Genomic DNA, 22297 nt, shown 5'->3' on the forward strand with positions numbered 1-22297 from the left:
AACTCTCAACCCCATCGGGTCCAACCGTCGACCGAAAAGTCGACGCGCAACCATGGGCGGGAGTCTCCCGGCCAGGGACCTCACCCAACTAGGTGAGTATTTCCAAGAATCTTTTGAGCCGAACATTAAGCACTGGCCGAGCATGGCGACGGACGTCGCTACCGCCACAGACAGGGCTAATCAAGGAGGAAAGGGGTATGTCCCGGAACGCCTTAAGGGCCGCCTGCTGCGCGGTCATCGCCAGCGCCTTGCTAATTGCTCCAGCGGCATACGCCGAATGCAGTGCGTCGAGCATCGAGCGGATGGCCAGCCGTGGCAAGACGGTCGCAGCCATAGCGCGTCTTTGCGAGATGAACAAACAAGATGTGCAGGACGTCCTGGAGTCTGGGGAGGCGGATCCGGGCACGGATTCACGCCCCGACGAGGGCGGGGGGGCAATGTCCAGGGGGGCGTTGCGCCGCGGTACGCCCGTTGGCGAATGTGGTTGCTGGGGACCGGTAGATCCAAGCCTTCGCCAGCCACATCCGCGATGCAAAAGCGGATACGCGCAGCCACGGTCTTGCGGTATCCCCTGCCAGATGGGCGGAATGGCGTGGCAGGGCGTGTGCATCTGACCGAACTCGGAGGGGGCCATGAGTACACGCCCTGCTGCTGCGCGATCGACATTGATCGCGATGTTAGTGGTCCTTTGCTTCGGCGCCGACGCCGGCAATAGGGACGCCTGTCTGCGAGCCATGACTACAGGGGCGGACAACCTGCCGATAGTCGTCTGCGATCCGGGAGATCCGCTGAAGCTGTCACGATCTGAGCAGGTCAGGCAGGTGATGGACTACTTATCGATCGAGCCGAGTGCGGTGCGCTTCAACGGATGCAAAGGCGCGCTCTATGCTGCAGACATTGACCCAGCGAGCGGAAGCAGACCGGGGTACCTGATTACCTATCCGGCGGAAATAGATGATCGGTACTTGGCGCCCATAACGCATGAGCTCGCACACGTCATGCAGATGCAGATCGCCGGAGGAAAGGACGCACTAAGACAAGCGCGAAGCCCGTTGAAGATTGAATTGGGCGCGGACTTTGTCACCGGCATAGTCTTTAGAGAAAAGCTAAGTCAACGTCCCTGGGGAGAATTTCAAAACAACATCAAGTTGACGGGCCTCTATCGAGAACGCGCATACGACGCACACGGAACGCCGGCGCAGCGATCAGCTGCCTTCCGCTTTGGCCTGCACTTCCCGTTCTCGGAAGATGTGCCGGACGTTCGCATAGCTTCCAGCTACTTCATGGACGTGATGTATGACGACATCGATGGAATGTAGCAAGGGCGTTAGCGTGCTTGGATTGCTCCTGGCAGCGGCGAGCGCTCCAGTCTTCGCGCAAGTCCGTCTCGACAAGCTCAATGCGTGCAACGACGTCGCCAGTGCGTTTGAGGCTGTAAAGGCTGTCACACGCGTTCCGGGACGGCGCTGTCTGCCACCGCGAGCTCCGCTTGAAAAAATGATGCAGGACAGAGCGGCTGGCTTTGGTCAACTTTGCTTTCAGGACTGGAGCGATCAACCGCTGTTGGACGGGTTCGGCTGCACCGTGCTTACCAAAGGTGCCACCAGTCTTGTCTGCGTGCGTCCCGCAAAGCTATCCGATCTTCGATCTTTCAAGGCCAGGTATGGACCGGAAAACAGTGCGGCAGCAGTGAGCTATGGGCTGGAAGCCGAAAAATGTCCCCTCTATCGAGGGGATGTCGGACCAGCACAGTCGACGGTCCACTCGACGCTACTGGTGGGAATTTCAAAATTCGAGTTCGGATTTATCGCCGCGCTGGAGGGAGCGCCGATATCGTCGTATGTGATGCATGCGTTCGCATCGATCGATCCTTCGCTAACCGGTAATGCACCAGGTGCCTTGGAGTACATCTACTACTTTGTCGGAGGCGACACTTCGAATATGCAAGGAAGTTCAGATGTCATTGGCCGAAGCTGGCTTTTGGACGTCGACCAGGACACGCAATTTGAAGCGGAGATGAAAAAATCTCTAGGGCGTTTGCCCTTGCCATGGTACTTCGACTCCACAAGTTTTGAAGTCACAAAACGGTATCGCGCGCCAGCGGCGTCAAACCTAACCACCCTAATTAATGAAATCTACGAAGTCATAGGGGAAGGTCTCGAAGACGAAGGGTTTGAAGAGGTCGATTCGTCCTCTAGCCTTGGGAGAGCGATGAATGCGGATGATCTATCGGAAATGTTTCGAGAGAAAATCCCGTACGGATACAAGGGGCTGATGGCGACGAAAACGAAGCCAAAGATGAGGCTGATGATGATGCCGCATCGGGGGATTTGCTCCGATGGAGGAGAAGGCGGATATGTCGCCTTCCTTTATGCGGCAGGCCCAGGCGCGACGGCAAGCAGCGACCAGGGCGATGTCGGCATAGGTGTGGTGGCCATCGGAGAATGCCAGCGAATCTCATCGCAAGCTCGTAGATTCATACGGCAGCTAGGTAAGGATGCCGAAATACTGGTTCGTAGTCGGCTGCAATCAGAATGACTGAGGAGAAATGGGATGGACACTTCACGAAGATCAGTGGTGGCCTCGATCAGCGCGATCTGCTTGATGGGCTTGTCCGGGCGAAGTGCTCGGGCAGCCGGCCCAGAAACTCATGGCTGCGACAAGTCACAGCAGTCCAAGGATTGGTGCGCCGACACGGACGCAGCGGACGACTGGCTAAAGAAGACCAATGTGTTCTCGGCAGCTACCGGCGCCCTGCACCTGGGTCGGTTTGCCGACAGAATGTATTTCATCACAGATGACATTCAATGGAGCCCAAACTCCGGGCAGGAAGCGCACAAGCCGGTGCGCGTTCCGGCGGGGTTCGTTACGGACTTCGCAAGCATTCCCCGTCTGTTTTGGGGAATCTTCCCAACGGACGGGAGATATGCGTATGCAGCGATCATCCACGACTACCTCTATTGGTTCCAGGAGCGCAGTCGAGAGGAGGCCGACCTGATCTTCAAGTTCGCAATGCAAGACTTCAAGGTCCCCGCGGCGACTGTTGTTGCGGTCCACGCCGCAGTGCGGGCCGCTGGCGAATTTGCCTGGCGCTCAAATCGCCAGCTGCGCACCTCCGGTGAAAAGCGCGTGTTGCGCAAATATCCGGAAGATCCCGTCGAGACTTGGGCGGTGTGGAAGAAGAAGCCGGGCGTTTTGCTGCACTAAAAAAGGTCTTGGGGAAAATCAGCCGGAGTCCTTCCTTTGGGAAGGGCCGGCAAACCTGGGGACTCCGAACATGAAATAGCCGGCAGACCGGGCGTGCAGCCGGATCTGCCGGGCGGAAGAACGCGGCCGCGCCGCGTTCGTGTAGCGGTGGCGGGTGTCAGCTCACGCCGGTTCGGCCGAATAATGGGGTCAGGTTCATTTGATCGGTGCGACAAATGAACCTGACCCCTTTGCTTCCCGATGCACCAGCTTTTCGGTCAGCGGATGCACCAGCTCCGGGTTGCACCCAATAAAGGGGTCGGAATCATTTACTCAGCGCGGCTAATGAACCTGGCCCTCTTTGCTTCCCGGGTTGAAATTGGCTCCACCGAATTTCATCGAATAGGACCTTTCCACGACTCGCGTCGGGGCCTTAGCTTTTGCGGTGTCTAAGGCACCCACATCGCCAACTGCATGTATGGCGATCGATGGATGCAGCGCTTGCCAGAGCAGTGGCGACAGGACGTCCCCCGGCATCGAACGCGATGCGGGCAACCGAGCAGGAGGGAGATTCATGGTGGCGGACTGGGTTCGTGTAAATGCGCGCGCCGTGTGCTGCGTGGTGCTGGTTGCGGCAAGCGTGTTTGCGCTGGGCAGATTCGCGCCAGGTCCGGTGTCGGCGCCGGGCGCGTCCGCCCAAACCGTCGATCATCCTTTGGTGACGTCGCAAAGCGCCGCCGACCTCAATACTGTCGGGCCCATCGACGACGCTCAGGCGGCACGCTTTCTCGCCCAGACGACCTTCGGGCCCACACTCGCCGACATCCAGCACCTGCGCGCTGTCGGCTACGACGCCTGGCTGGATGAGCAGTTCGCCGTCGCACCGTCCTACGAACTTCCCTACATCGACAAACTGATCGGGACGACGGAACGCGCCCGCATCAGCCACCGGTTGGAAGCCTGGCTGCTGATGGCGATGGGCGGTCCCGATCCGGTCGATCCCCAGATAGTGCACAACGATCAGCTGCGTCAGCGCGTTGCATTCGCGTTGTCGGAAATATTCGTTGTATCGGACGCGCCCGCCGTACTATGGAACCAGCCACGCGCGATGAGTCACTACTACGACACCCTGACGCGCGACGCCTTCGGCAACTTCCGCACGCTGCTCGAAGACGTCACCGTCCATCCGGTGATGGGCGCTTACCTGTCCATGCTGGGCAACCAGAAGTCGAACGCAGCCAAGAATCTCCGGCCGGATGAAAACTACGCACGCGAAATCATGCAGTTGTTCTCGGTCGGCCAGGTGCAACTCAATCTCGATGGCAGCCCCCAGTTGTCCAACGGCCAACCGATCCCGAGCTACAACCAGAACACAGTGCGCGGCTTCGCCCACGTGTTCACGGGTTGGAACTTCGCGCACTGTCGGCTGGGTTACTTCAATAGTTGTGGCGGTGGCAACGACAACGACCCCGCGCCGGACTGGCGGCAGCCGATGGCGCCGTTCGAGAGCTACCACGACACCACCACCGACAAGCAACTGCTGACTTACCCCGGCGTTGCCCTGACGAATGGCGTTCTCTTGCACGGCGGCGATGCCCGGGCGGAAATGACGGCCGCGCTCGACAACATCTTCAACCATCCCAATGTCGGGCCGTTCATCGTCGAGCAGCTGATTCAGCGCATGGTGACCAGCAATCCGAGCCCGGCCTACATCGCCCGCGTGGCCAGCGTGTTCAACGACAACGGCCACGGCGTACGCGGCGATCTTGCGGCGGTGGTCCGGGCCATTGTGCTCGACAACGAAGCGCGACTGCGCGATGACAACGGCCAGCCGCTGGCCGCCATCCCGCCCCGCTTCGGCAAGCTGCGCGAACCGGTGCTGGTACCGATCCAGTTGTGGCGCGCGTTGGACGCGCGTGCTGGCAACGGACGCTACAACGTCCCGCTCGGATTCTGGCTGTACTACGGCCAGGCCCCGCTGCGTGCGCAGTCGGTGTTCAACTTCTTCCACCCTGACTATCGGCCGAGCGGCGGTCTGGTCAGCCAGGGCATGGTCGCGCCGGAACTCGAGATCACCACCGACACCCAGATCATCGACGCCAATAACGATCTGGGCAAACGCATCTTCAGCTACGTGCTCGGACCCAATCCGAATCCGGCCGACGTGCTCATCGATCTCTCACGCGACGCCAAGCTCGCCGCAGATCCGACGCAGTTGGTCGATCGATACAACGTGTTGTTCATGTCGGGGCAGATGTCGGACTCCATGCATAGCACTTTGCTCGACTATCTGAGCGGAATAGATGGCAGCAACCAGAACCCGCAACGCGTGCAGGAAGCCCTGTACCTAATTCTCAACTCGCCCGAATACAGCGTTCAGAAGTGAAGCCTGGCCTTCGCTAAAAGCCCGGGCTGGCAGACGCGGCCCGGATACGACACGGCACCGAATCAGACAAGGGCTACGCCATGGATCGCCGCAACTTTCTCCGCAAGACCATCCTGGGCGCACTCGGTGGCGCGGGCCTGTACTCCGCATGCGGCAATCTGCAGCTGCTGCAGGCCGCCACCCTGGGCTACGGCACGCATGCATTCAGCGACTACCGGGCGCTGGTCTGCGTGTTTTTGTACGGTGGCAATGACGGGTTGAACACCGTCGTGCCCTACGACCTCGCCAGTTATCAGCAATACGCGACGACCCGCGCCACGTTGGCCTTGCCGCGCAGTGCGCTGCTCGCGCTCGAGCCACAACCGGGTGGCGTACCGGCAGGCGGCGTGAGCTACGGTTTGCAATCTGCGATTCGCAGCAAAGACGCCGTCGGTACCACCGGCCTGCAGCAACTGTTCAATGCCGGCAAGGCGGCCATCGTCGCCAATGTCGGGACGCTGGTCGAACCGGTCACCAAAGCGCAATACCAGAACAACTCGGTACGGCTGCCACCACAGTTGTTCTCGCACGACGACCAGCAGATCTATTGGCAGACCTCGCGTTCGGACGATGCGAACAACCTTGGTTGGGCCGGACGGGTCGCCGACCTGCTGCAGGATGCGAATCCCGCCGCCACCTTGCCGATGAACATGGCGTTGTCCGGCACCAATGTGCTGCAGCGCGCCGTGAATTCCAGCGCGTACGGCGTGGGTGCTGGCGGCCCCGGAAAGTTCGAACGGTTCGGCGGCACCGGAGGTGCGGAGCGCGAAGCGGCTTTGCTGGCGCTGTTCGATCCCAATGCCACAACCCAACGCCATCCGATCGAGCGCGAATTCGTTTCCGCGTTCCAGCGCTCGTATGTCAATTCGACCGACGTGCGCACGGCATTGGCGAGCGCGAGCGCGCCGATCCAGACCGCGTTCCCGGCCACCGCGCTGGGCAGCCAACTGAAGATGGTCGCGCAATTGATCCAGGCGCGCGAAGCACTAGGACTCAAGCGCCAGGTGTTCTTCGTGTCCGCGGGTGGCTTTGATACCCACGATAGCCAACTCACTGACCACCCGGTGATGCTGGCTGAGCTGGCACAAGCAATGACTGCGTTCTACAACGCCACGGTCGAACTCCAGGTCGCCCAGAATGTCACCGCCTTCACTGCGTCCGATTTCGGCCGCACGCTCTCGTCCAACGGCGACGGCTCCGACCACGGCTGGGGCTCGCACCACTTCGTGCTCGGCGGTGCCGTACGCGGCGGCCGCTACTACGGCACGTTCCCGCAGTTGATCAACGACGGTCCCGACGATGCAGCCTGGGGCCAGATCATCCCGAGCACATCGGTGGACCAATACTCCGCGACCCTGGCGCGGTGGTTCGGCGTAGCTGATACCGAGCTCGACTTGATCTTCCCAAATCTCAACAATTTCTCCGCGCGCAATCTCGGCTTTTTCAACTGAATAACCTGGTAGCACCGAGAAAACAGGGGGCAGCGTTTGAAGCCGCATGCGCGAACGCCTGCGTCATTTCGCCGCCAGGTCCTCCCGGCCACCACTTCAGATACGGACGAAGCTTCTTGAACTTCGGGCTGATGCCAAGGCGTTCGATGGGCACGTAGGGAACGGAACGAGCCGGGAGGGACGGGATACTAGTTCGTTTCCACTGCGGCGAAGCAAAAGGTTCCGGACATGAAAAAGCAGGAAGACCGAGCGTACAGCCGGATCTGCCGGGCGGAAGAACGCGGCAGCGCCGCGTTCGTGTAGCGGTGGCGAGGTGTCAGCTCACGCCGGTTCGGGCTCGGCCGCGCGGCGGGTATTGGCCCAACGCGCTGCATGACCACGACGGATTCAGCTGTTCCCGCAACCGCTCGAACTCGTGCACGACATGGTCCACCAGCGCGCGAATGCGCGGGTTCTCGCGCATGTCGGAATGAAAACCCAGACGCACCCATCGCATCAGGGCTGCATTCGGCAATTCGACGCGACGCAGCCGCGGCTCCCGGTCCGCAATCAGGCAGGGCAGGACCGCCATGGCCACGCCATCACGCACCGCCGCGAGGTGGGCGCGCAACCCGTTGGCGCGCACCACCGTGTGCGCGCGCGGCGCTACCGCCGCCAGCCAGGCTTCGTGGGGTACTTCGCCCGCAGCACGATCGAGATAGACGAGCCGGTGGCCGTCGAATCCGTCGCTGACATCGGGTGTCCCTTGCCGTTGCAGGTAATCCTCGGTGGCGTACAGCGCGTAGGCGACCTCGCCGAGGCGGCGCTCTATCAGGTTTTCCTGCACGAACGATCCGAAGCGAAAGGCAAGATCCGCTTCGCGACGGGCGAGATTGAACACCCGCGTCTCGTTGATCAGCTCAATCTGCACGCCGGGATGCAGCGCGCCGAACCGCGCCAGCATCGGTGCGATCACTTCGTCTCCCAGCCAGTCCAGGCTGGTCACCAGGATCTCGCCGCTTAGCCCGGTGTCGCGCGCCGCCAGTTGTCTTTGCACGGAGAACGCGCCGGCATCCATTTGCTCCAGGCCGTCGGTCAGCGATCGCGCCAATGCCGTGGGTCGCAGTCCCCCCGCTTCGCGGTCGAACAGCTTCGCCTTCAGCTGCCGCTCCAATGCCTCGAGTCGACGACCGACCGTGGGCTGGGTCGTGCCCAACGCGCGTGCGGCGGCGCTCAGGTTGCCGTGTTGGACGATGGCCAGCGCGACTTTCAGGTCATCCCAGTTGATCGACATCGTGGTCTTTCCATGCAGTTTCGAATGACGGGCATGCCACATCGTTGACTGCGTCAGCGTTGGGCGCTGCTTAGACTGCCATGCGAGGACGCGCGCTCCCCCTGCCGTCGTGCACCCTGACCTGAGGCAACCATGTTGCGGATCGATCATCTCCTCCTGCTTCTATCAACAGATTCTCGGGTTGAAGCACGAAAGCGCACCGCCGTTCGAGGTGCTTCGCGTCAACCACGACAGCGTGCTCGATCTGTTGGCCGAAGTGCCTACGGATGCGATGCATGTTGCGCTGAGCGTCGACCGGCGCACGTTCGAACGCGTGCGCGAGCGGTTACAGGCTTCCGGAGTGGTCTTCGGCGGCGCGCCGTTCGTTCGCGACGGCGAGGTTGCGCGGCAGTTCGGTGCGCGTGGTTGGGCGGACGCGCTGTACTTCCACGATCCTGATCGGCACAACATCGAGGTGCGAATTCATGAGCCCTGACACGGCCGCTGCAGGCATCCCGGCCGCGCTTCCGGTCTTCGCTGATCTGCGCGGGAAGACCGCCGTGGTGACCGGTGGCTCGCGCGGCATCGGCGCGGCCACCTGTCTCGCATTGGCCCGCAACGGCGTTCGCCTGGCGATCAATGGGCGCGACACGGCGGCGTTGCAGACCACGGTGTCCGCCGCTCAGGCCTTGGGCGTGGACGCGATCGCCGTCGCCGCCGACTGTTCGGATCTGGCGCAGGTCCAACGCCTGCGGGACGAGGTCGATGCGCGTTGGGGTGCACCGGACTTCGTGCTGGCGTTCGCAGGCGGTGGCACCGGCAAACCCGTACCGGTACAGGACATCACCGAGCTGGATTGGCGCTCCAGCATCGATAACAACCTCACTTCCACCTTCTTCACCCTCAAGGCGTTCCTGCCGGGCATGCTGGCGCGCGGAAGCGGCGGCATTCTGACGATGGCGTCCGCGGGTGGCCGGATGGCGTCCGGCGCCCCCGCGGGCTATGGCGCGGCGAAGGCCGGCGTCATCATGCTCACGCGTCACCTGGCGCAGGAGACCGGTCCCGTTGGCTTGCGCGTCAACTGCATTTCTCCGTCCGCGGTGATGACGGAACGCACACAGGCGACGCTTTCAGCGGAGCGGCAAACGCAGATGGTGCGTGCCTTCCCCCTGGGCCGACTGGGTACGCCGGACGACATCGCGGCGGCCGCGCTGTTCCTGTTGAGCGATGCGTCTTCCTGGATTACCGGCGTCGTGCTCGATGTCGCCGGTGGACGGGTAATGCTGTAGCTCGCCGTTTCATCACCAAGAGCAGCACTGACGTCATGAGTGACATCGCGAACTACCTTCACCGTTACTACCGCACCACCGCGCAGTTGTCGGCCGATTGTGCGATGGAGCCCGAAGCCCTGCGCCGGCTCGTCGACGAGCGACTGGTGCCCGCGCCCTCGTACTCCGTGTCCGAGCAGGGCACGCTGCTGTCCAAGGCCTTCGGCGAATTCCTGGCGGGTAATGCGTCACTGGGTGACTACTTCCATCCCGCGAACGCGAGTTGGGTCGCACGCGCCGTAGAGGCACGTGAACGGCTCGGTGCCGGTCCGGCCCATCACGCCTTGAAGGCGCGCTTCCAGGACAACTTCGCGCTGGCCTTGCGCGAATGCGATCGCAGCGTCTTCCGCCTGCCCGACTGCTTCACCGACACGGGGCAGCCGCGCACCGAAGGCCTCCAGGCGCGTACCCGGGAGGCATGGGAGGCGTTCCTGGACGGCATCTACAGTCTCTGTGTCGCAGACCCCTCGTCGGAAATGGCAATCGCGCGAAAGGAAGTCCTGCAGGAAGCGCTCGTCAAACTGGGCAGCGACGAAGCCACGTGGGCCTCTCCGGACGGCAAGGCTCGCATCGGCGCGCTCATCGAGCAGTACGCGCAGGCATCGATGCCGTTCTCCCCGCTGGAATACGCCCGCAGTAGTCGCAAGCGGCTGGTGGATGACTTCCGCGAGAAACTGGCGTCGTAGCGCGGCACGCACCAGCCTCCTCCCTTCCTTGCGCCTTCGATGCCCATGCACAGACACCTGCGCTCGCTCTTCCTCATCACCGTCGTGCTGATGCCCGCGCTTGCGCTGGCAGACGCGCGCCACGGACCACAAATCCTGACCGATGACGTCACGCGCTTCTATGCGCTCTATGACGCCACCCAGGGGCATCCGACGGTCGAACAGATCCAGACGGTTTACCTCGACCACGCCACGCAGAGTCTGGCCGAATTCGCCAAGCTGCGGCGCGTCACTGCGCAGAGCATTGCCGAGCGCTTGAACAGCGATCCGGCGATGTACGCGAAGGCGAAGAACTGCCTTGCCGTGCTTCCCGCGGTCGAACATCGGCTGGTGTCGACGTTCGCGAAATTGGCGGATTTGTATCCCCAGGCCCGATTTCCACCGGTAGCCATCGTGGTAGGCCGCGGACGGCCGGTCGGCATCACCAACCCTGCGGGCGTCACCATCGGCCTGGAAGCGCTGTGCGCAGCGGATTTCATGAATCCGGATATCGAAGACCGCTTCGTCCACGTCATCGCCCACGAGTACGGGCACATCCAGCAACCGGCGTCGCTCACGGACTTCGAGGCCGGCGCTCCGGATGCGACAGTCCTTCGAGTTTCGCTGACCGAAGGCATCGCGGAGTTAATCGCGGAGCTGACCTCCGGCCGAGTAGGGAACGCGCGGCACGCCCTATGGACACAGGGCAGGGAGGAGGAGATCGAGCGCGCGTTCGTGCGCGACATGGACAGTACGGATCTGTCTGCCTGGCTCTACAACTACCGCGTCGGTTCGGATGAACCGTATGACCTCGGCTACTGGGTCGGCTACCGCATCGCGAAGGCGTACTACCTGCGCGCCAAGGACAAGAAAGCCGCGCTGCGCGAGATCATCGAACTGGATGATCCCCGAGCGTTCCTGGCAAGGAGCGGATGGATGCCGGGCATGCAGCTGCCTGCTACCGAAGGCGCAACAGAGGGGAAGAAGGTAATCAAGGTGAAGCAATCGCCTGCATCCCCTCAACAATCGGAATGAGGGGGAAAGAAGCCGCGCGGATTAAGGGTCAGGTTCATTCACTCGATGCGGCAAAATGAACCCGGCCCCCTTGCTTCTGATCTGCGGCGCTGCGTGAGACCGGGACTTCCTTTACTTGGTCCTTGTGGCCGGGTAGGTGTTAGCCCCACGCACCAGGTTGAATCCAACGACTGCACCCTCTCCGCTCCGTTCGAAACGGATCGACATGTCCTGCGCCGTCATGAAGAACGCAGTCTTCGATTCCGGGAACAGCTCCATGCGCTTGGCGCCGAATAATTCGCTCTGGAAGTAGAGGCGTTCGCCTTCGGCGACGATGTGGGCGGGCAGGTTCACCAACTGATAGTCGCCCGCAACCTGTCTGTTGATGACTGTGTCGCCCGGAATCGCGGTCTTCTCGATCACATGGAGCTCGGGCCAGCCGTACTCTGCAGCGATGCTGCACAGGATCTCGTCGATCAGGGCAGCGCCGTTGTCGCTGTTGGTCATCACCACTGCGCCTTGACCGGAGTGGGTGTAGCCATAGAGCTGGGAGCGGAACCCTTCAGTGCCGCCGCTATGACCGAAGCTGGTGCGATCGCCCAGATCTTCGACAAAGAAGCCCAAGCCGTACTCACCCAAGCCACGGGTCAGCATGGTCGAGGTCATGCTGCGTGACAGGACTTTGTCGGACTTGCCCGCTTCAGCCTGCTGAACTTCGAGCACCACGCGCGCGAGGTCGCTGGGCGTGCTCCATAGGCCGGCAGCGGCGGACTCCGGATAGACGCGCCATTGACCCGCGACGGCCGTGCCACTGATGTCGTATGCCGTGGCCGCCAGGTCGCGCCAGATGTGTGGCAATGGTGCGACGAACGTGCTCTGGTCCATCCCCATCGGGTCCAGGACCGCCGTCTTCATGTATTGATCGAACGACTGCCCACTGGCTTCGCTCATCATCAGCTGGACGATGCTGTAACCCCCGCCCGAGTAGCGCCACGCGCTTCCGGGGACGAGGTCGACCCGGACCGGCTCGGAGTTCGCGGGCGCAGCACCGTCGAGTACCTGCAGTAGCGTCGGCAATGCTTGCCCAGGGGCATAACCGTTGAAGCCATGCACCGTGGTGCCGGCGCCGTGGTTGAGCAACATGCGCAGGCTGATCGCTCCACGCTGGGTGAACTCGTTCTGCGGAATCTTCCACGAGACGAGCTGGCGATTCGCGTCCCCATCCAGCGAGAGCTGGCCTTGCTCGACCAGGCGCAAGGCTCCCATGGCGCTGAGCGCCTTGCTGATCGAACCGGCCTGGAACAGCGTCGTCGTGGTCGCGGGCCGCTGGTCGGCGATATCGGCCACGCCATAGGCGCGCGCCCATTCGATCCGGCCCCTGTTGATGAGGGCGATGCTGACCGCTGGAACCTGATGAAAAGCCATGCGCTCGGTCAGGGCCATCTTCCGATCTGGCGAGCCCTTGACCACGACCCGCGTGGAGAGTCCCTGCTCGACCCTGGTGATCCGTGCTTGAAGCGCTCGCGGCGTCGTTTCGACGGAAGCGATCGCCGATGGCGATTGAGCCTGTGCACACAGGCTCCAGAGCAGGAGCGTCACGCAGGACAGCAGTGGGTGGTTCTTCATGAAAGGTCGCCATCGCCCCATGAGGGTCTCGGACTCAGATGCACGACCAGGCGATTTGGTTGGAACCGCCTTCCACTGTTTTCACCAACCTGCGCCGCTACTTCGAAACCGGTTGAAGTTGGCTCCAACGGATGTCATCGAATAGGCCCTATCCTCGACTCGCGTCGGTCCCTAGCTTTTGCGGTGCCTAACGCTCTAACGCCCTTATGGAGCGAAGTGCTCCCGGCTCAGTACGTTGAGCATCGGCGATTAAGATGGAGTCGATTCGAGCGGAACGAACACGCCAAGATTGATAATTTCTGATGAACTCAGACGCAGCACGCTAGAGCAGCACCTTCGGCGTCGGCCGTCTCACGACGACTGACCCTTTCCGGGTAAGGAGACCCCCATGTTCCGCTTCTTTCAGCGACCGATCCCGCTTGTCCTGTCCTTGGCCTTCTTGACCGCCATCCCGATCCTGAACTCGCTCGTTCTCGCGTTCCAGATTCCGTCCGGCACCTACCCCGAAGACAGCGCCCACCTGGCCGTTGCCCCCATCTCCTTGTTTGCCCATGTCCTGGCTGGAGTCGCTTTCGGGATCACCGGTCCTGTGCAATTCGTCCGCGCCCTCCGCCACCGCTTTGGGGCGCTGCACCGCGTGTTGGGCCGGATCTTCATGCTTTCGGGGGCGACCATTGGCCTCTCGGGCCTCTCGATTCTCGTGCAGGTGACGTCACAAAGAACGCCCCTGGTCGACATCGCTCGCGGTCTCTTTGGCCTGGCGCTCCTGATCGCGCTCGCCCAGGCAATGGCAGCAATCCGGGACCGCGATTTCCTCCGCCACCGCGCCTGGGTGATCCGCGCCTACGCGGTCGGCATGGGGTTGGGGACCGTCGCGCTGGTGTTCTTCCCGATCTACATCGTCACGGGCCAGCCCCCGATTGGCCTGGCCTCCGACATCCTCTTCGTCGCCACGTGGGTCCTGAACATCGCCTTCGCGGAGGTGGTCATCCGCCACTCTTCCCGTTCACACCCCAAAGTTCCCAAGTGAGAATCGCCAGCAATGCGCTTCGCGCCGTGGGGTGCAGTGGCCTTCTGCCAGAGCGCACGCAAATGGATCTCAACGGGGCCCTGTCGCCCCGGTGTCACACCAGATTCATGCCGTCGCAACGGCGGCGCAGTGCAGTACGCCCTTTGCCCGCCGGAGCTGCAATCGTGCGTCCCCTCCTGTCTTGTCTGCTGGTCTGCCTCGTGTCCGCTGCCGTCCCTGCCGCTTCCGCCGCCACCGCGCGCGACAGCTGGGTGGTCAACCAGGTCTACGCCTACAACCATCCCTACGCCGCCACTGCCAGCAACGAGCTGGACACCAAGCTGGCGAAGATGGCGCTGAGTCCATACGGTTTCTATCGCGGCACCGACCACATCTTTTTCAGCGACATGGCGACGCGGCCGGCGTCGGCCTACGTCACTGCACAGACCGGTTACACCTGGCTCGGCGGTGACGTGCACCTGGGCAACTTCGATGCCTCGCGCGACAGCAACGGCACGGCGACGTTCAAGCTCGCCGACTACGACGAGGGCTACCTCGGCCAATACGTGTGGGACCTGCGCCGCCTGGCCGCGAGCATGGTGCTGGCGGGCCGGGAGAACGGCGTGTCCGATGCCGATATCACCACCGCGATCAACACGCTGGTCGGCGCGTACGTCGACAAGATGATCGAGTTCAAGGGCAGCAGTGCCGAGCTCAGCTTCCAGCTCGTCAAAAGCAACACCACGGGCGTGGTCGACGACACCATCGCCACGGCCGACGGCAAGACGCGTTCGTCGCTGTTGTCGAAGTACACCGCCGTGGTCAGCTCGCAGCGTCGTTTCCAGGACCTGTCCAATCTGGTGGCGGTGACGCCCTTGACCTACAGCAACGTCGGCGGCGCGATGGCGGCCTACGTCAGCTCCATCGCTTCGTCCAAGCGCTATGCCGCCAGCTACTACTCAGTGAAGGACATCCACCAGAAGCTTGGTTCGGGCGTGGGCAGCCTGGGCCGGTTGCGTTACTACGTGCTGGTGGAAGGCGCGTCGTCATCGACCAGTGACGACGTCATCCTCGAGATGAAGCAAGCGGGCACCAGCGCGGTCGCGATCGCCGCCAGCGGTCGCCTCCCGGCGTCGGCCTACGGGTACCACGAAGGCAACCGCATCGCGCGCACGGCCAAGGCGCAGGTGCTCAACGCGGAAGTGCTGATCGGTTCCACCAGCGTGGGCGGTGTGCCGTACTACGTGCACGAGAAGTCGCCCTACCAGGAAGACTTCGATACCACGCTGCTCGACAGCGGCAGCAAGTTGAACACGGCCGCGACCTGGTTCGGACAGGCGCTCGCCTCCGCGCACGCGATCGCCGACCAGGACTACGACGTGACCGTGGTCAGCTACAGCATCGACAAGCAGGTGACCGACGCGGTTACCAGCAAGAGCGGACTGAAGGCGGAAGTCGTTGCCTTCGCCTTCGACTATGCCGCGCAGGTGCAGCTGGACTGGCAGGCGTTCGTGACGGCCTACAACGCGGGGACGCCGTTGTACTGAGGACCGTTCTTCACACGCCTGCAATCGTGCCCTCGCACGATCGCAGGCCACCCCAAAGGCAAGGAGAGCTGAAATGAGGTTGTTCGCTAGCATTCCCCGCGCGGTAAGCACCATTCTGCTCGGTGCGGTACTCGGTCTGGGCTTCATCGACACTGCGCACGCTCTGTCGGCGGTCAACGCCGAGGATCGCGCCGCGCTCGCGCTGCGTTGGGCGCCGATCCATTACCAGGACACCGATCCGACCGGCAGCCATTCGCTCGGTGGCGCGGCGGACTACATCACACGCTACGACTTCGATGGCGACCTCGATGGCCGCAACAACTGGGACCGGGCCGGCAACGCGGCGTATCCGCTAGCGGCGCACGGGTACTACTCGGTGGTCGAGACCAGCACGCACTGGTACATCGTCTACATGTTCTTCCATCCGCGCGACTGGACCGATTCGTTCTTCGACACCGAGCATGAGAACGATGCCGAGGGCCTGCTCCTCACCATCGCGCGCGATGGCAGCACCTACGGCGCGCTGAAGTCGGCGGTCACCGTGGCGCATACCGATTTCTTCTCCTACGTCCCGGCCGGCAGTGGCTGGGCCAGCGGCGCCGAGTCGGTCGACGGCACGTTGTCGATGGCCAGCTACAACGGCCAGCAGCATCCGGTGACGGCGCAACAGGCCAAGGGGCACGGCCTAAAGGCGCGACCGTATTACGACATCGCGGGTGGCGACGGCGTCGTCTACTACCCGTCGCTGACGACAGCCGAAGTGCCTTCGAACTACAACGATCGCAACGTGCTCTACAAGCTGGTCGACATCTTCGAGACCAATGGTCTGTGGGCGCAGCGCAACAATGTCGCGTTGTTCGCCAGCTTCGGCAGCTTCTTCGGCGACAACAGCGGCGGCTGTGGTTCCGGCGCCATCGGTTGCACCGCCAACGCGGCCAATGCACCGTGGGGCTGGGACGACAGCAACGACGGTCCCGGCCGCGGCGCGCTGGCGACGGATCCGGCCGGTCTGGTGCGCAACTATTTTTCGATTCCCGAAGCGGTGAGTGCTTCCTACACCTTCAATCCGTATCGCTGAGCGGTGCGTAGGGATCGGTGATGGATGCCCCGGCGCGCTGCGCGCCGGGGTGGATTGGGTAGGACGTTCCTGCATCGCCGCGGTACAGCCGGTGCCACGGGATTGTCATCTTCCCGCCGCCAGCCGCACCGATGATCTGCCCCAAGGACTTCTTGCGCATGGATGCGCTCTCCTGGGGGAGACCCACATTCATGAATTGTCGTCTGCTGCGCCGGCGGCTGGAACGGCGTGGCGCGAAGTGCAGGTGCAGGAATACGACGTGATGCTCGGCACTGTGCCGGCAGAACAAAGGGGTCAGGTTCATTTACTCGATGCGGTAAATGAACCTGATCCCTTTGCTTGAGGTGATCCGCCAACGTCTGCATTGCAGCTCATCCGGCACCGGCGATGCCGGGGCCGAGTCGTTGCAGACGGGGTCAGGCCTTTTGCTTCGAGCTCCGCTCGGGCATAAATACCCCCGCAACCAGGGGGAAAATCCAATGACACTAGTCTCGCACCGGGCAACCGGTGGTCGTGCTCGTCTGTTTTGCCTGGCCCTCGCACTATCCGCTTGCTCATGGATGGCGTGCGCGCAGGAATCACCACCGTCGGATTCGTCCAGCTGCAGCGAGCGCATCGAACAGCGCGTCACGCTGGGCAGCGGCAGCAACAAGCGGCGGGATCGGCTTGAAATCACCACCTACGGTCCTGGACGCCGCCTGCGTCTGGAGGTGCCCGGTGCGCGGGACCTGTGCTTCTCGGACTGCGACAAGAACTTCAATCTCTTCGCCGCCGACGACTACACCCATGTCGCCAAGGTCGGCGGGCAGCCCTTGCCGCTGGCGGCAGGCGAGTACGACGCCGAGATCCTGCCGCCGGACCGGCAGGCGCTGCTGTTAGGCCGCGACGTGATGCTCGACACCGGCAACGCCGGTGCCGTCGTGTTGAGCCGCAAGGGCGCGCCGGAGGACGAGCCCGCGATCGTCATCCACTCCGGGCCCGCAACGGCGCAGGTGGTCGGTGGCGCGCGCACGATCTTGATGACGCCGGATGCGCTCGATCGGCTGATCGGCTACCTGATGTCCGCGCGTGTCTCCGAGTTCTTCGTGCCGTGGAGCACGTTGAAGAATGCGCTTCCCGCCGACGCCGAATGCCGCGTCGCCAGTTTCGCGCCGTTCCCCGTGCATGTCGTCGCGGCGGATCCGCCCGGCGTTTCGAGCTGGTGGGGCAACAAGTTCGGCGCCAAGGTTCCCGCTGTTCCGGTCGGCGTGCAGGTCAGCGAGGCGATGCCGGTGTCGCTCGATGACATCAACCGCGCGCAGCTCACCGCCGGCATGAATGCGATCGACTTCCTAGATCGGATGGAACCTGTCCACAAGAAGCTACTGGCTTCGGACTTCACCGCAGTCGCCAAGGACTCCACGCTGTCGGACGAACAACGCCGCCAGAAACTCTATGCGCTGAATGAAGCGGCACGCGACACCATCGCCGAAGCCATCGTGCTGCTGGAAGGCGTGCGGGAATCGCTCAAGGATCCGAAGTTCACCGACCAGCGCGAGGATTGGGCGCAGCTCGTCCAGCAGTTCGAGGCCGCGACCGAAGCGCTGCAGAGCCAGGCCGATAACGAAGTGACGCCCCTGCTCACCGCTGGCGACAAGGGCGGCATGTCGGCATCGCTGTGGCTGCCTGCGTCCGACAAGCAGCAACGCGGCAAGGTCTGCGACCTCCGCCCGGTCGAGCGCAGCATCCAGCTGCCGCCACAAACGCTGCAGGGGCCCAAGGGGCCGGTTGCCCTCGAGATGCCGGCGCAGGTGCGGTTCTGGTTCTCGCCAGTAGTGGGGGCGCCTGACACATGGCGCCTCAATGCGTCCGTGCGCGCCGACCTCGAGCCGCTGCGGCCGGTGCACCGGCGCATCGCCCAGCTGTATGTCGACACGCAGGCCCAGACCTGCAATGACCGCGCCAAGCTCCGCGAGACCGACCAGGGTGTCAGCGATTCGGGATCGCTGCGGCTCAAGGCTAACGTGCGTAAGGAGTCCTGGTTCTGTGCGTCCTACAAGTACCCGTGCGGCGCCGGCCTGAAGGGCATCAAGACCTGCAAGGAGAACATCCGCTCGCGGCTTTATGCGATCACGATGGGCGTGCGCCAGGAAGTGGTTCCGTTCGCCGCGGGCCTGCGGTTTGGCGCCGATGTCTCCGGCGGCGGTCTGGCCGCTGCGTCGCGCATCGATATCGATCTCGCGCAGATCGCGGCGATCCAGCCGCTGATGACGGCGACCGAGTTGCGTGCGCAATCCAGCCGTTTCATCAACCACGACGGCAAGATGTGGAACGCGGTGGAACTGAAGGGAGCCCGCCAACTCGATGAGACGTGGGCCTGTGTGATTTCCGAGGAGCTTGGGAGGCAATGATGCGTATGAAATCGACGATGGTTAATTGTGCTGCGATGGCACTCGTACTCGGCGCGTGCAATGCGCCCCGGTCACCGCGTCCGGATCCGGAAGTGAACTGGCCGGTAAGCCCAAGAGGCTACGACTGCACGTGTCCTGGCGCACGGGAGTTCTATCTCTTCAACAACACCGGCGTCATGGCCGATATCTCGTTTTCCGAGTACTTGAACTACACGCATGAGAATCGGGTCGTAACCGTCCCGCACGGACCATTGACCGTTCTGCCCGGTGAGGGCGGCCGGAAATCACTGGGTTGCTCGCCTTCCCAGGACGACCACGGCGAGTGTCGCGTGACGCACGGCTGGAACGTGGACGGTCGGTACTACGACGGTTCCGTTCTGATCGCAACCGCGCCAACTGGCGCGAAGAACCTGAAAGCGGCAGTCGCTGCGCTGGACAAGCAGATCGCAGACCCCATGCTCACGTCGCAGAAGCGGCTGGAACTTGAACGCGTGCGGCTGCTGAACGGCGGCGCGTCGTCGTGGGAGCCGCGCGAGGATTGCGTCGCAGTGTGTCAGGCCGACTCGGGCACGGACTGCATCCGCACCCCGCTGCAGGCCAATGGCACCGATCCGACGCCGGAGTTCGTCCGCCTGGTCAAGGGCGCGGGCGTCACTGGCGCGGTGCCAATCGACGCCATGCTGCGCGTCCTCGGGCAAGCGACCAACGTGTGCGAGCGCTCGGATCTGTCGATCACCAAGGGCGACTTCATGAACTCCGGCTACGCGTGCACCTGGACCGCCGGCGAAGGATCGATGGAGCTGCAGGTGCAGATTCCCGACACGCTGAGCGGCAGGATCTCGTACCCCGGCGACAGGATGCGCGTCGATTTCCACAAACCGGAACTGCTCGCGCCCAGCCTGCATTTCAAGTCAGCCCCCCTCGATCGCAAATGGGGTGGTCCGGTCGCGCGCGTCGAACAGGCAAAGTTGTTGTCCTCCGGCGAGATGAAGGACTTCCTGGTGCTCACCGGCCGCTCGCGCTGCATTGCAGTGAAGGCGCAATAAGCGAGTTGAAAGGGGTCGGAGGGAATTAGTAATCCCCTCCGTCCCTTTTTTGCAGGGTGCGGTAGAGCTTTTCCTACCCGATGTAGGCTTACGGCCAGTCCCGCGTCCCGGCCGGTCCTTTCAAAAAAGGGTTGCGACCCCTTTATTGAATGACCTCAAGGCATGTCTAAGCCGCTCGAACTTACGGTCACTCATCGCACGTGAAGCCGAGACCGCAGTCCCTGTCGTGGCATGCAAGACCAAGTCACGTGACCAGATCGGTGCCGTTGCGGTTATGCACGTGGCGTAAGACGCCTCAGAGAACCTGTCGTTAAGGCGTTCAATGGCCACCTCATTCCGCTGAAGAAAGTTGCCAATCGCCGAGTTCAAGGCGTTCTGCGCGTCCGCCCTTGTCTCAACCAACTGCGCAACTTCGGAGGCTACGCAGCTCGACACATCAATAAACATCAGGCCCAGCGTCGCATCGTCTTCTACCACCGTCATTCTTGCCAACTGGCCGCCCGCGGCTTTGATGCGCGACTCGAGCTTTTTCTCGGAGGCAATGCGCTTGCATTCGGCACGAATGCGAATTCCAGCCTGCTCCGCCACCACATCCGAAGTCTCATCGAAGCGAATTGCGTAACTGGAAAGATGGAACCTGGCTGCTATCAGTAGTTCGTACGCAAAGTCACGCGATGTCCCGGCCTGAGCAAGTGCGGGCACCTCCGCGCCGGAAGCAACCTTTGCGAGAATCGAGATGAAGTTTGGATGATCACATCCCGCGAATGTTTTGAATATCAGATAGATTTCAATGCATTCGCGATATGCGTGCGTAAGGTCTTTCCACGCCTGTTGACCTTCGATAGACGTGGGATGGACTGCGTCGTCGAAGAACTTTGCAATGCGTTTCTCATAGCGAGCATATCGTGACTTGGCCGCGGGTATTCCCAGTGATTCCATCCAGGCAATAACACGAGACAGCTCAGACAGTATTTGCCTCTCTTGCACCATTGCTTTCGCCATAGGGCACTTAATCGCCTGCAGCTGTTGGAGGGATAACGGGGTCAGGAATTTGATTGATGCGGAAGCTTCGCGGACGAGTGGGTGTCCACAGCAGTTCACTCCGCCCCCTGTTTCGCTCGCTGCCTTGCTGGATGTTCAATCGCACTTAACCAGCGACATCGGCTTCCCGACCGTCACTTCATCGTCAAGCTGAGCCAGCTGCGGGTTCTTCAGGCGTTTGACGTCGTCGCGGAGCTCGTGCAGACAGTGGGACAGCACGCCGTTCTTTTCCTGGAGTTCCAACACCTGCTGTTTTATTTCCGCCATTTGCTTCTTGAGCAGCGCAATTTGCGCGTCTTCCACGCGAAAACTTCCGGCAGGTGGCAGGCTGGTCTTTTGTGGGTTGGTGCGTACCTGGGCACCCGCGACGGCGGCTAGTGAAATGCCAACAAGCAATACTGCAGCTCTCATGAAGAATCCCCTTGCGCTGTGAGCGGTCGACTATAGCGTGATGAAAAGCGCTCCAGGGCAACTTCCGTGCCATCACGATTCCCTCCAAACCCATACATCAAAGATAGGGAACCGGCCCGCGCAATCTGGGGATCCCTCCCGATGTAGGTAAGTGCGCGGACGCCTAGTCTGGCATCGCAGTCCAGCACCGGGCTGCGTGATCCAGATGAGGAATCCGTCATGGCCCCCTACATGCTCGAACTCTTCGCCACCGCCGGTCTCGTCGCTATGCCAAATCGGCCGCGCGACTTCAACGCGGTCGTGGTCGAAACGATGCCGGCCGCCGGCTGCGTCCGCCACGTCCATCGCGAGCGCGATTTCGGCGTGGGCTACGGCAACAGCTCCGGCTATGCCGCCGACCGCCGCTATGTCAGTGAATGGTCGCCGCAGCGCTTCCGCTGCTTCTGAATCCTGCAACCCGCCAGAGGCCTGTCATGCCCAGATACCTGGTCGAGCGCAGCTTCCCCGATGGACTCGGTATCCCCGCGAACGCCGATGGTGCGCAAGTGAACGCGCGCATCGTTGGCGTCAATGGCGACAGTGGCGTGACCTGGCTGCATTCCTACGTCAGCGCCGACCGCAAAAAGACGTTCTGCCTCTACGATGCCGCCGCACCCGAGGCGATCCGGCAGGCGGCCCGCCGCAACGGCCTGCCGGTCACCAGCATCACCGAGATCCGGGTGCTGGATCCCTACTTCCATTACTGAATGCGCTACCGGACGGCGGCACCGGGCATCACCCTGGGTGCTG

General features: G+C 62.4%; 21 protein-coding genes. 16 read left to right on the plus strand and 5 right to left on the minus strand.

Translation table 11 applies throughout. The annotated features are described in order from the left end of the window. The first annotated feature begins 632 nt into the window (after positions 1–632). The 5 genes from ACYVGK_RS15350 to ACYVGK_RS15370 all read left to right on the plus strand — a co-directional run bounded on the left by ACYVGK_RS15350 (position 633) and on the right by ACYVGK_RS15370 (position 7062). Entirely contained in the window at positions 633–1319 is a 687-nt protein-coding gene (locus tag ACYVGK_RS15350) for a hypothetical protein (RefSeq protein ID WP_460735248.1), read from the plus strand. Further along, positions 1297–2538, plus strand: a complete 1242-nt coding sequence (locus tag ACYVGK_RS15355) for a hypothetical protein (RefSeq protein ID WP_460735250.1) — start codon at positions 1297–1299, stop codon at positions 2536–2538. The genes ACYVGK_RS15350 and ACYVGK_RS15355 overlap by 23 nt, the downstream gene beginning before the upstream one ends. Positions 2539–2553: 15 nt before the next feature. Beyond that, positions 2554–3207: a DUF1353 domain-containing protein gene (locus tag ACYVGK_RS15360; protein WP_460735252.1), complete on the plus strand. Its 654-nt coding sequence runs from the start codon at positions 2554–2556 to the stop codon at positions 3205–3207. Between the two features lie 553 nt (positions 3208–3760). Next, positions 3761–5572: a DUF1800 domain-containing protein gene (locus ACYVGK_RS15365; RefSeq protein WP_460735254.1), complete on the plus strand. Its 1812-nt coding sequence runs from the start codon at positions 3761–3763 to the stop codon at positions 5570–5572. Positions 5573–5652: 80 nt separating this feature from the next. Beyond that, positions 5653–7062: a DUF1501 domain-containing protein gene (locus ACYVGK_RS15370; protein WP_460735256.1), complete on the plus strand. Its 1410-nt coding sequence runs from the start codon at positions 5653–5655 to the stop codon at positions 7060–7062. A 316-nt stretch (positions 7063–7378) separates the two neighbouring features. On the opposite strand, the gene ACYVGK_RS15375 is transcribed toward ACYVGK_RS15370, so the two are convergent. After that, positions 7379–8335 (minus strand): LysR family transcriptional regulator, encoded by a 957-nt coding sequence (locus ACYVGK_RS15375; RefSeq protein WP_460735258.1) that lies wholly within the window; start codon positions 8333–8335, stop codon positions 7379–7381. A 181-nt stretch (positions 8336–8516) separates the two neighbouring features. On the opposite strand from ACYVGK_RS15375, the gene ACYVGK_RS15380 reads away from it, so the two are divergent. From ACYVGK_RS15380 to ACYVGK_RS15395, 4 genes are read left to right on the plus strand one after another with little or no spacing between them, the layout of a single operon-like run. Next, a complete protein-coding gene (locus ACYVGK_RS15380; protein ID WP_460735260.1) occupies positions 8517–8810 on the plus strand; it encodes a VOC family protein in 294 nt (97 codons plus the stop codon). Next, positions 8800–9603, plus strand: a complete 804-nt coding sequence (locus ACYVGK_RS15385; protein ID WP_460735262.1) for an SDR family NAD(P)-dependent oxidoreductase — start codon at positions 8800–8802, stop codon at positions 9601–9603. Before ACYVGK_RS15380 ends, ACYVGK_RS15385 begins: the two co-directional genes overlap by 11 nt. 35 nt (positions 9604–9638) lie before the next feature. Further along, positions 9639–10328 carry a DUF6058 family natural product biosynthesis protein gene (locus tag ACYVGK_RS15390; protein ID WP_460735264.1) on the plus strand — a complete coding sequence of 230 codons (690 nt, stop codon included), beginning with the start codon at positions 9639–9641 and terminating at the stop codon, positions 10326–10328. A gap of 45 nt (positions 10329–10373) precedes the next feature. Next, complete coding sequence (locus ACYVGK_RS15395) at positions 10374–11381, plus strand: DUF2268 domain-containing putative Zn-dependent protease (protein ID WP_460735266.1); 1008 nt, start codon at positions 10374–10376, stop codon at positions 11379–11381. A gap of 111 nt (positions 11382–11492) precedes the next feature. Here ACYVGK_RS15395 and ACYVGK_RS15400 read toward each other — a convergent pair whose 3' ends face one another. Next, on the minus strand, positions 11493–12986 hold the full coding sequence (locus ACYVGK_RS15400) for a serine hydrolase domain-containing protein (RefSeq protein WP_460735268.1): 1494 nt from the start codon (positions 12984–12986) through the stop codon (positions 11493–11495). A gap of 388 nt (positions 12987–13374) precedes the next feature. Here ACYVGK_RS15400 and ACYVGK_RS15405 point away from each other — a divergent pair, with 388 nt between their 5' ends. From ACYVGK_RS15405 to ACYVGK_RS15415, 3 genes are all read left to right on the plus strand, one after another. Then, positions 13375–14016 carry a DUF2306 domain-containing protein gene (locus tag ACYVGK_RS15405; protein WP_460735270.1) on the plus strand — a complete coding sequence of 214 codons (642 nt, stop codon included), beginning with the start codon at positions 13375–13377 and terminating at the stop codon, positions 14014–14016. Positions 14017–14180: 164 nt separating this feature from the next. Then, entirely contained in the window at positions 14181–15542 is a 1362-nt protein-coding gene (locus ACYVGK_RS15410) for a DUF2252 family protein (protein ID WP_460735272.1), read from the plus strand. 73 nt (positions 15543–15615) lie between these two features. Next, a complete protein-coding gene (locus ACYVGK_RS15415; RefSeq protein ID WP_460735274.1) occupies positions 15616–16620 on the plus strand; it encodes a hypothetical protein in 1005 nt (334 codons plus the stop codon). Here ACYVGK_RS15415 and ACYVGK_RS15420 read toward each other — a convergent pair. Beyond that, a complete protein-coding gene (locus tag ACYVGK_RS15420) occupies positions 16604–16924 on the minus strand; it encodes a hypothetical protein (protein WP_460735276.1) in 321 nt (106 codons plus the stop codon). The genes ACYVGK_RS15415 and ACYVGK_RS15420 overlap by 17 nt on opposite strands. 175 nt (positions 16925–17099) lie before the next feature. Here ACYVGK_RS15420 and ACYVGK_RS15425 point away from each other — a divergent pair, with 175 nt between their 5' ends. Together ACYVGK_RS15425 and ACYVGK_RS15430 are read left to right on the plus strand one after the other, a co-directional pair. Beyond that, complete coding sequence (locus tag ACYVGK_RS15425; RefSeq protein WP_460735278.1) at positions 17100–19010, plus strand: hypothetical protein; 1911 nt, start codon at positions 17100–17102, stop codon at positions 19008–19010. A gap of 35 nt (positions 19011–19045) precedes the next feature. Continuing rightward, positions 19046–20056, plus strand: coding sequence for a hypothetical protein (locus ACYVGK_RS15430; RefSeq protein WP_460735280.1), 1011 nt, complete (start codon positions 19046–19048; stop codon positions 20054–20056). 120 nt (positions 20057–20176) lie between these two features. Here the strand turns inward: ACYVGK_RS15430 and ACYVGK_RS15435 are convergent, their stop codons facing one another. Together ACYVGK_RS15435 and ACYVGK_RS15440 are read right to left on the minus strand one after the other, a co-directional pair. After that, the gene (locus tag ACYVGK_RS15435) at positions 20177–20995 is read right to left on the minus strand and encodes a hypothetical protein (RefSeq protein WP_460735282.1); all 819 of its coding nucleotides are present in this window, start codon (positions 20993–20995) and stop codon (positions 20177–20179) included. A gap of 198 nt (positions 20996–21193) precedes the next feature. Continuing rightward, positions 21194–21508 (minus strand): hypothetical protein, encoded by a 315-nt coding sequence (locus ACYVGK_RS15440; protein ID WP_460735284.1) that lies wholly within the window; start codon positions 21506–21508, stop codon positions 21194–21196. A 219-nt stretch (positions 21509–21727) separates the two neighbouring features. Here ACYVGK_RS15440 and ACYVGK_RS15445 point away from each other — a divergent pair, with 219 nt between their 5' ends. Together ACYVGK_RS15445 and ACYVGK_RS15450 are read left to right on the plus strand one after the other, a co-directional pair. Beyond that, positions 21728–21955, plus strand: a complete 228-nt coding sequence (locus ACYVGK_RS15445; RefSeq protein WP_460735286.1) for a hypothetical protein — start codon at positions 21728–21730, stop codon at positions 21953–21955. Positions 21956–21981: 26 nt separating this feature from the next. After that, the gene (locus ACYVGK_RS15450; RefSeq protein ID WP_460735288.1) at positions 21982–22254 is read left to right on the plus strand and encodes a DUF4242 domain-containing protein; all 273 of its coding nucleotides are present in this window, start codon (positions 21982–21984) and stop codon (positions 22252–22254) included. Positions 22255–22297: the final 43 nt, after the last annotated feature.

It is taken from the genome of Lysobacter tyrosinilyticus (assembly GCF_054779815.1).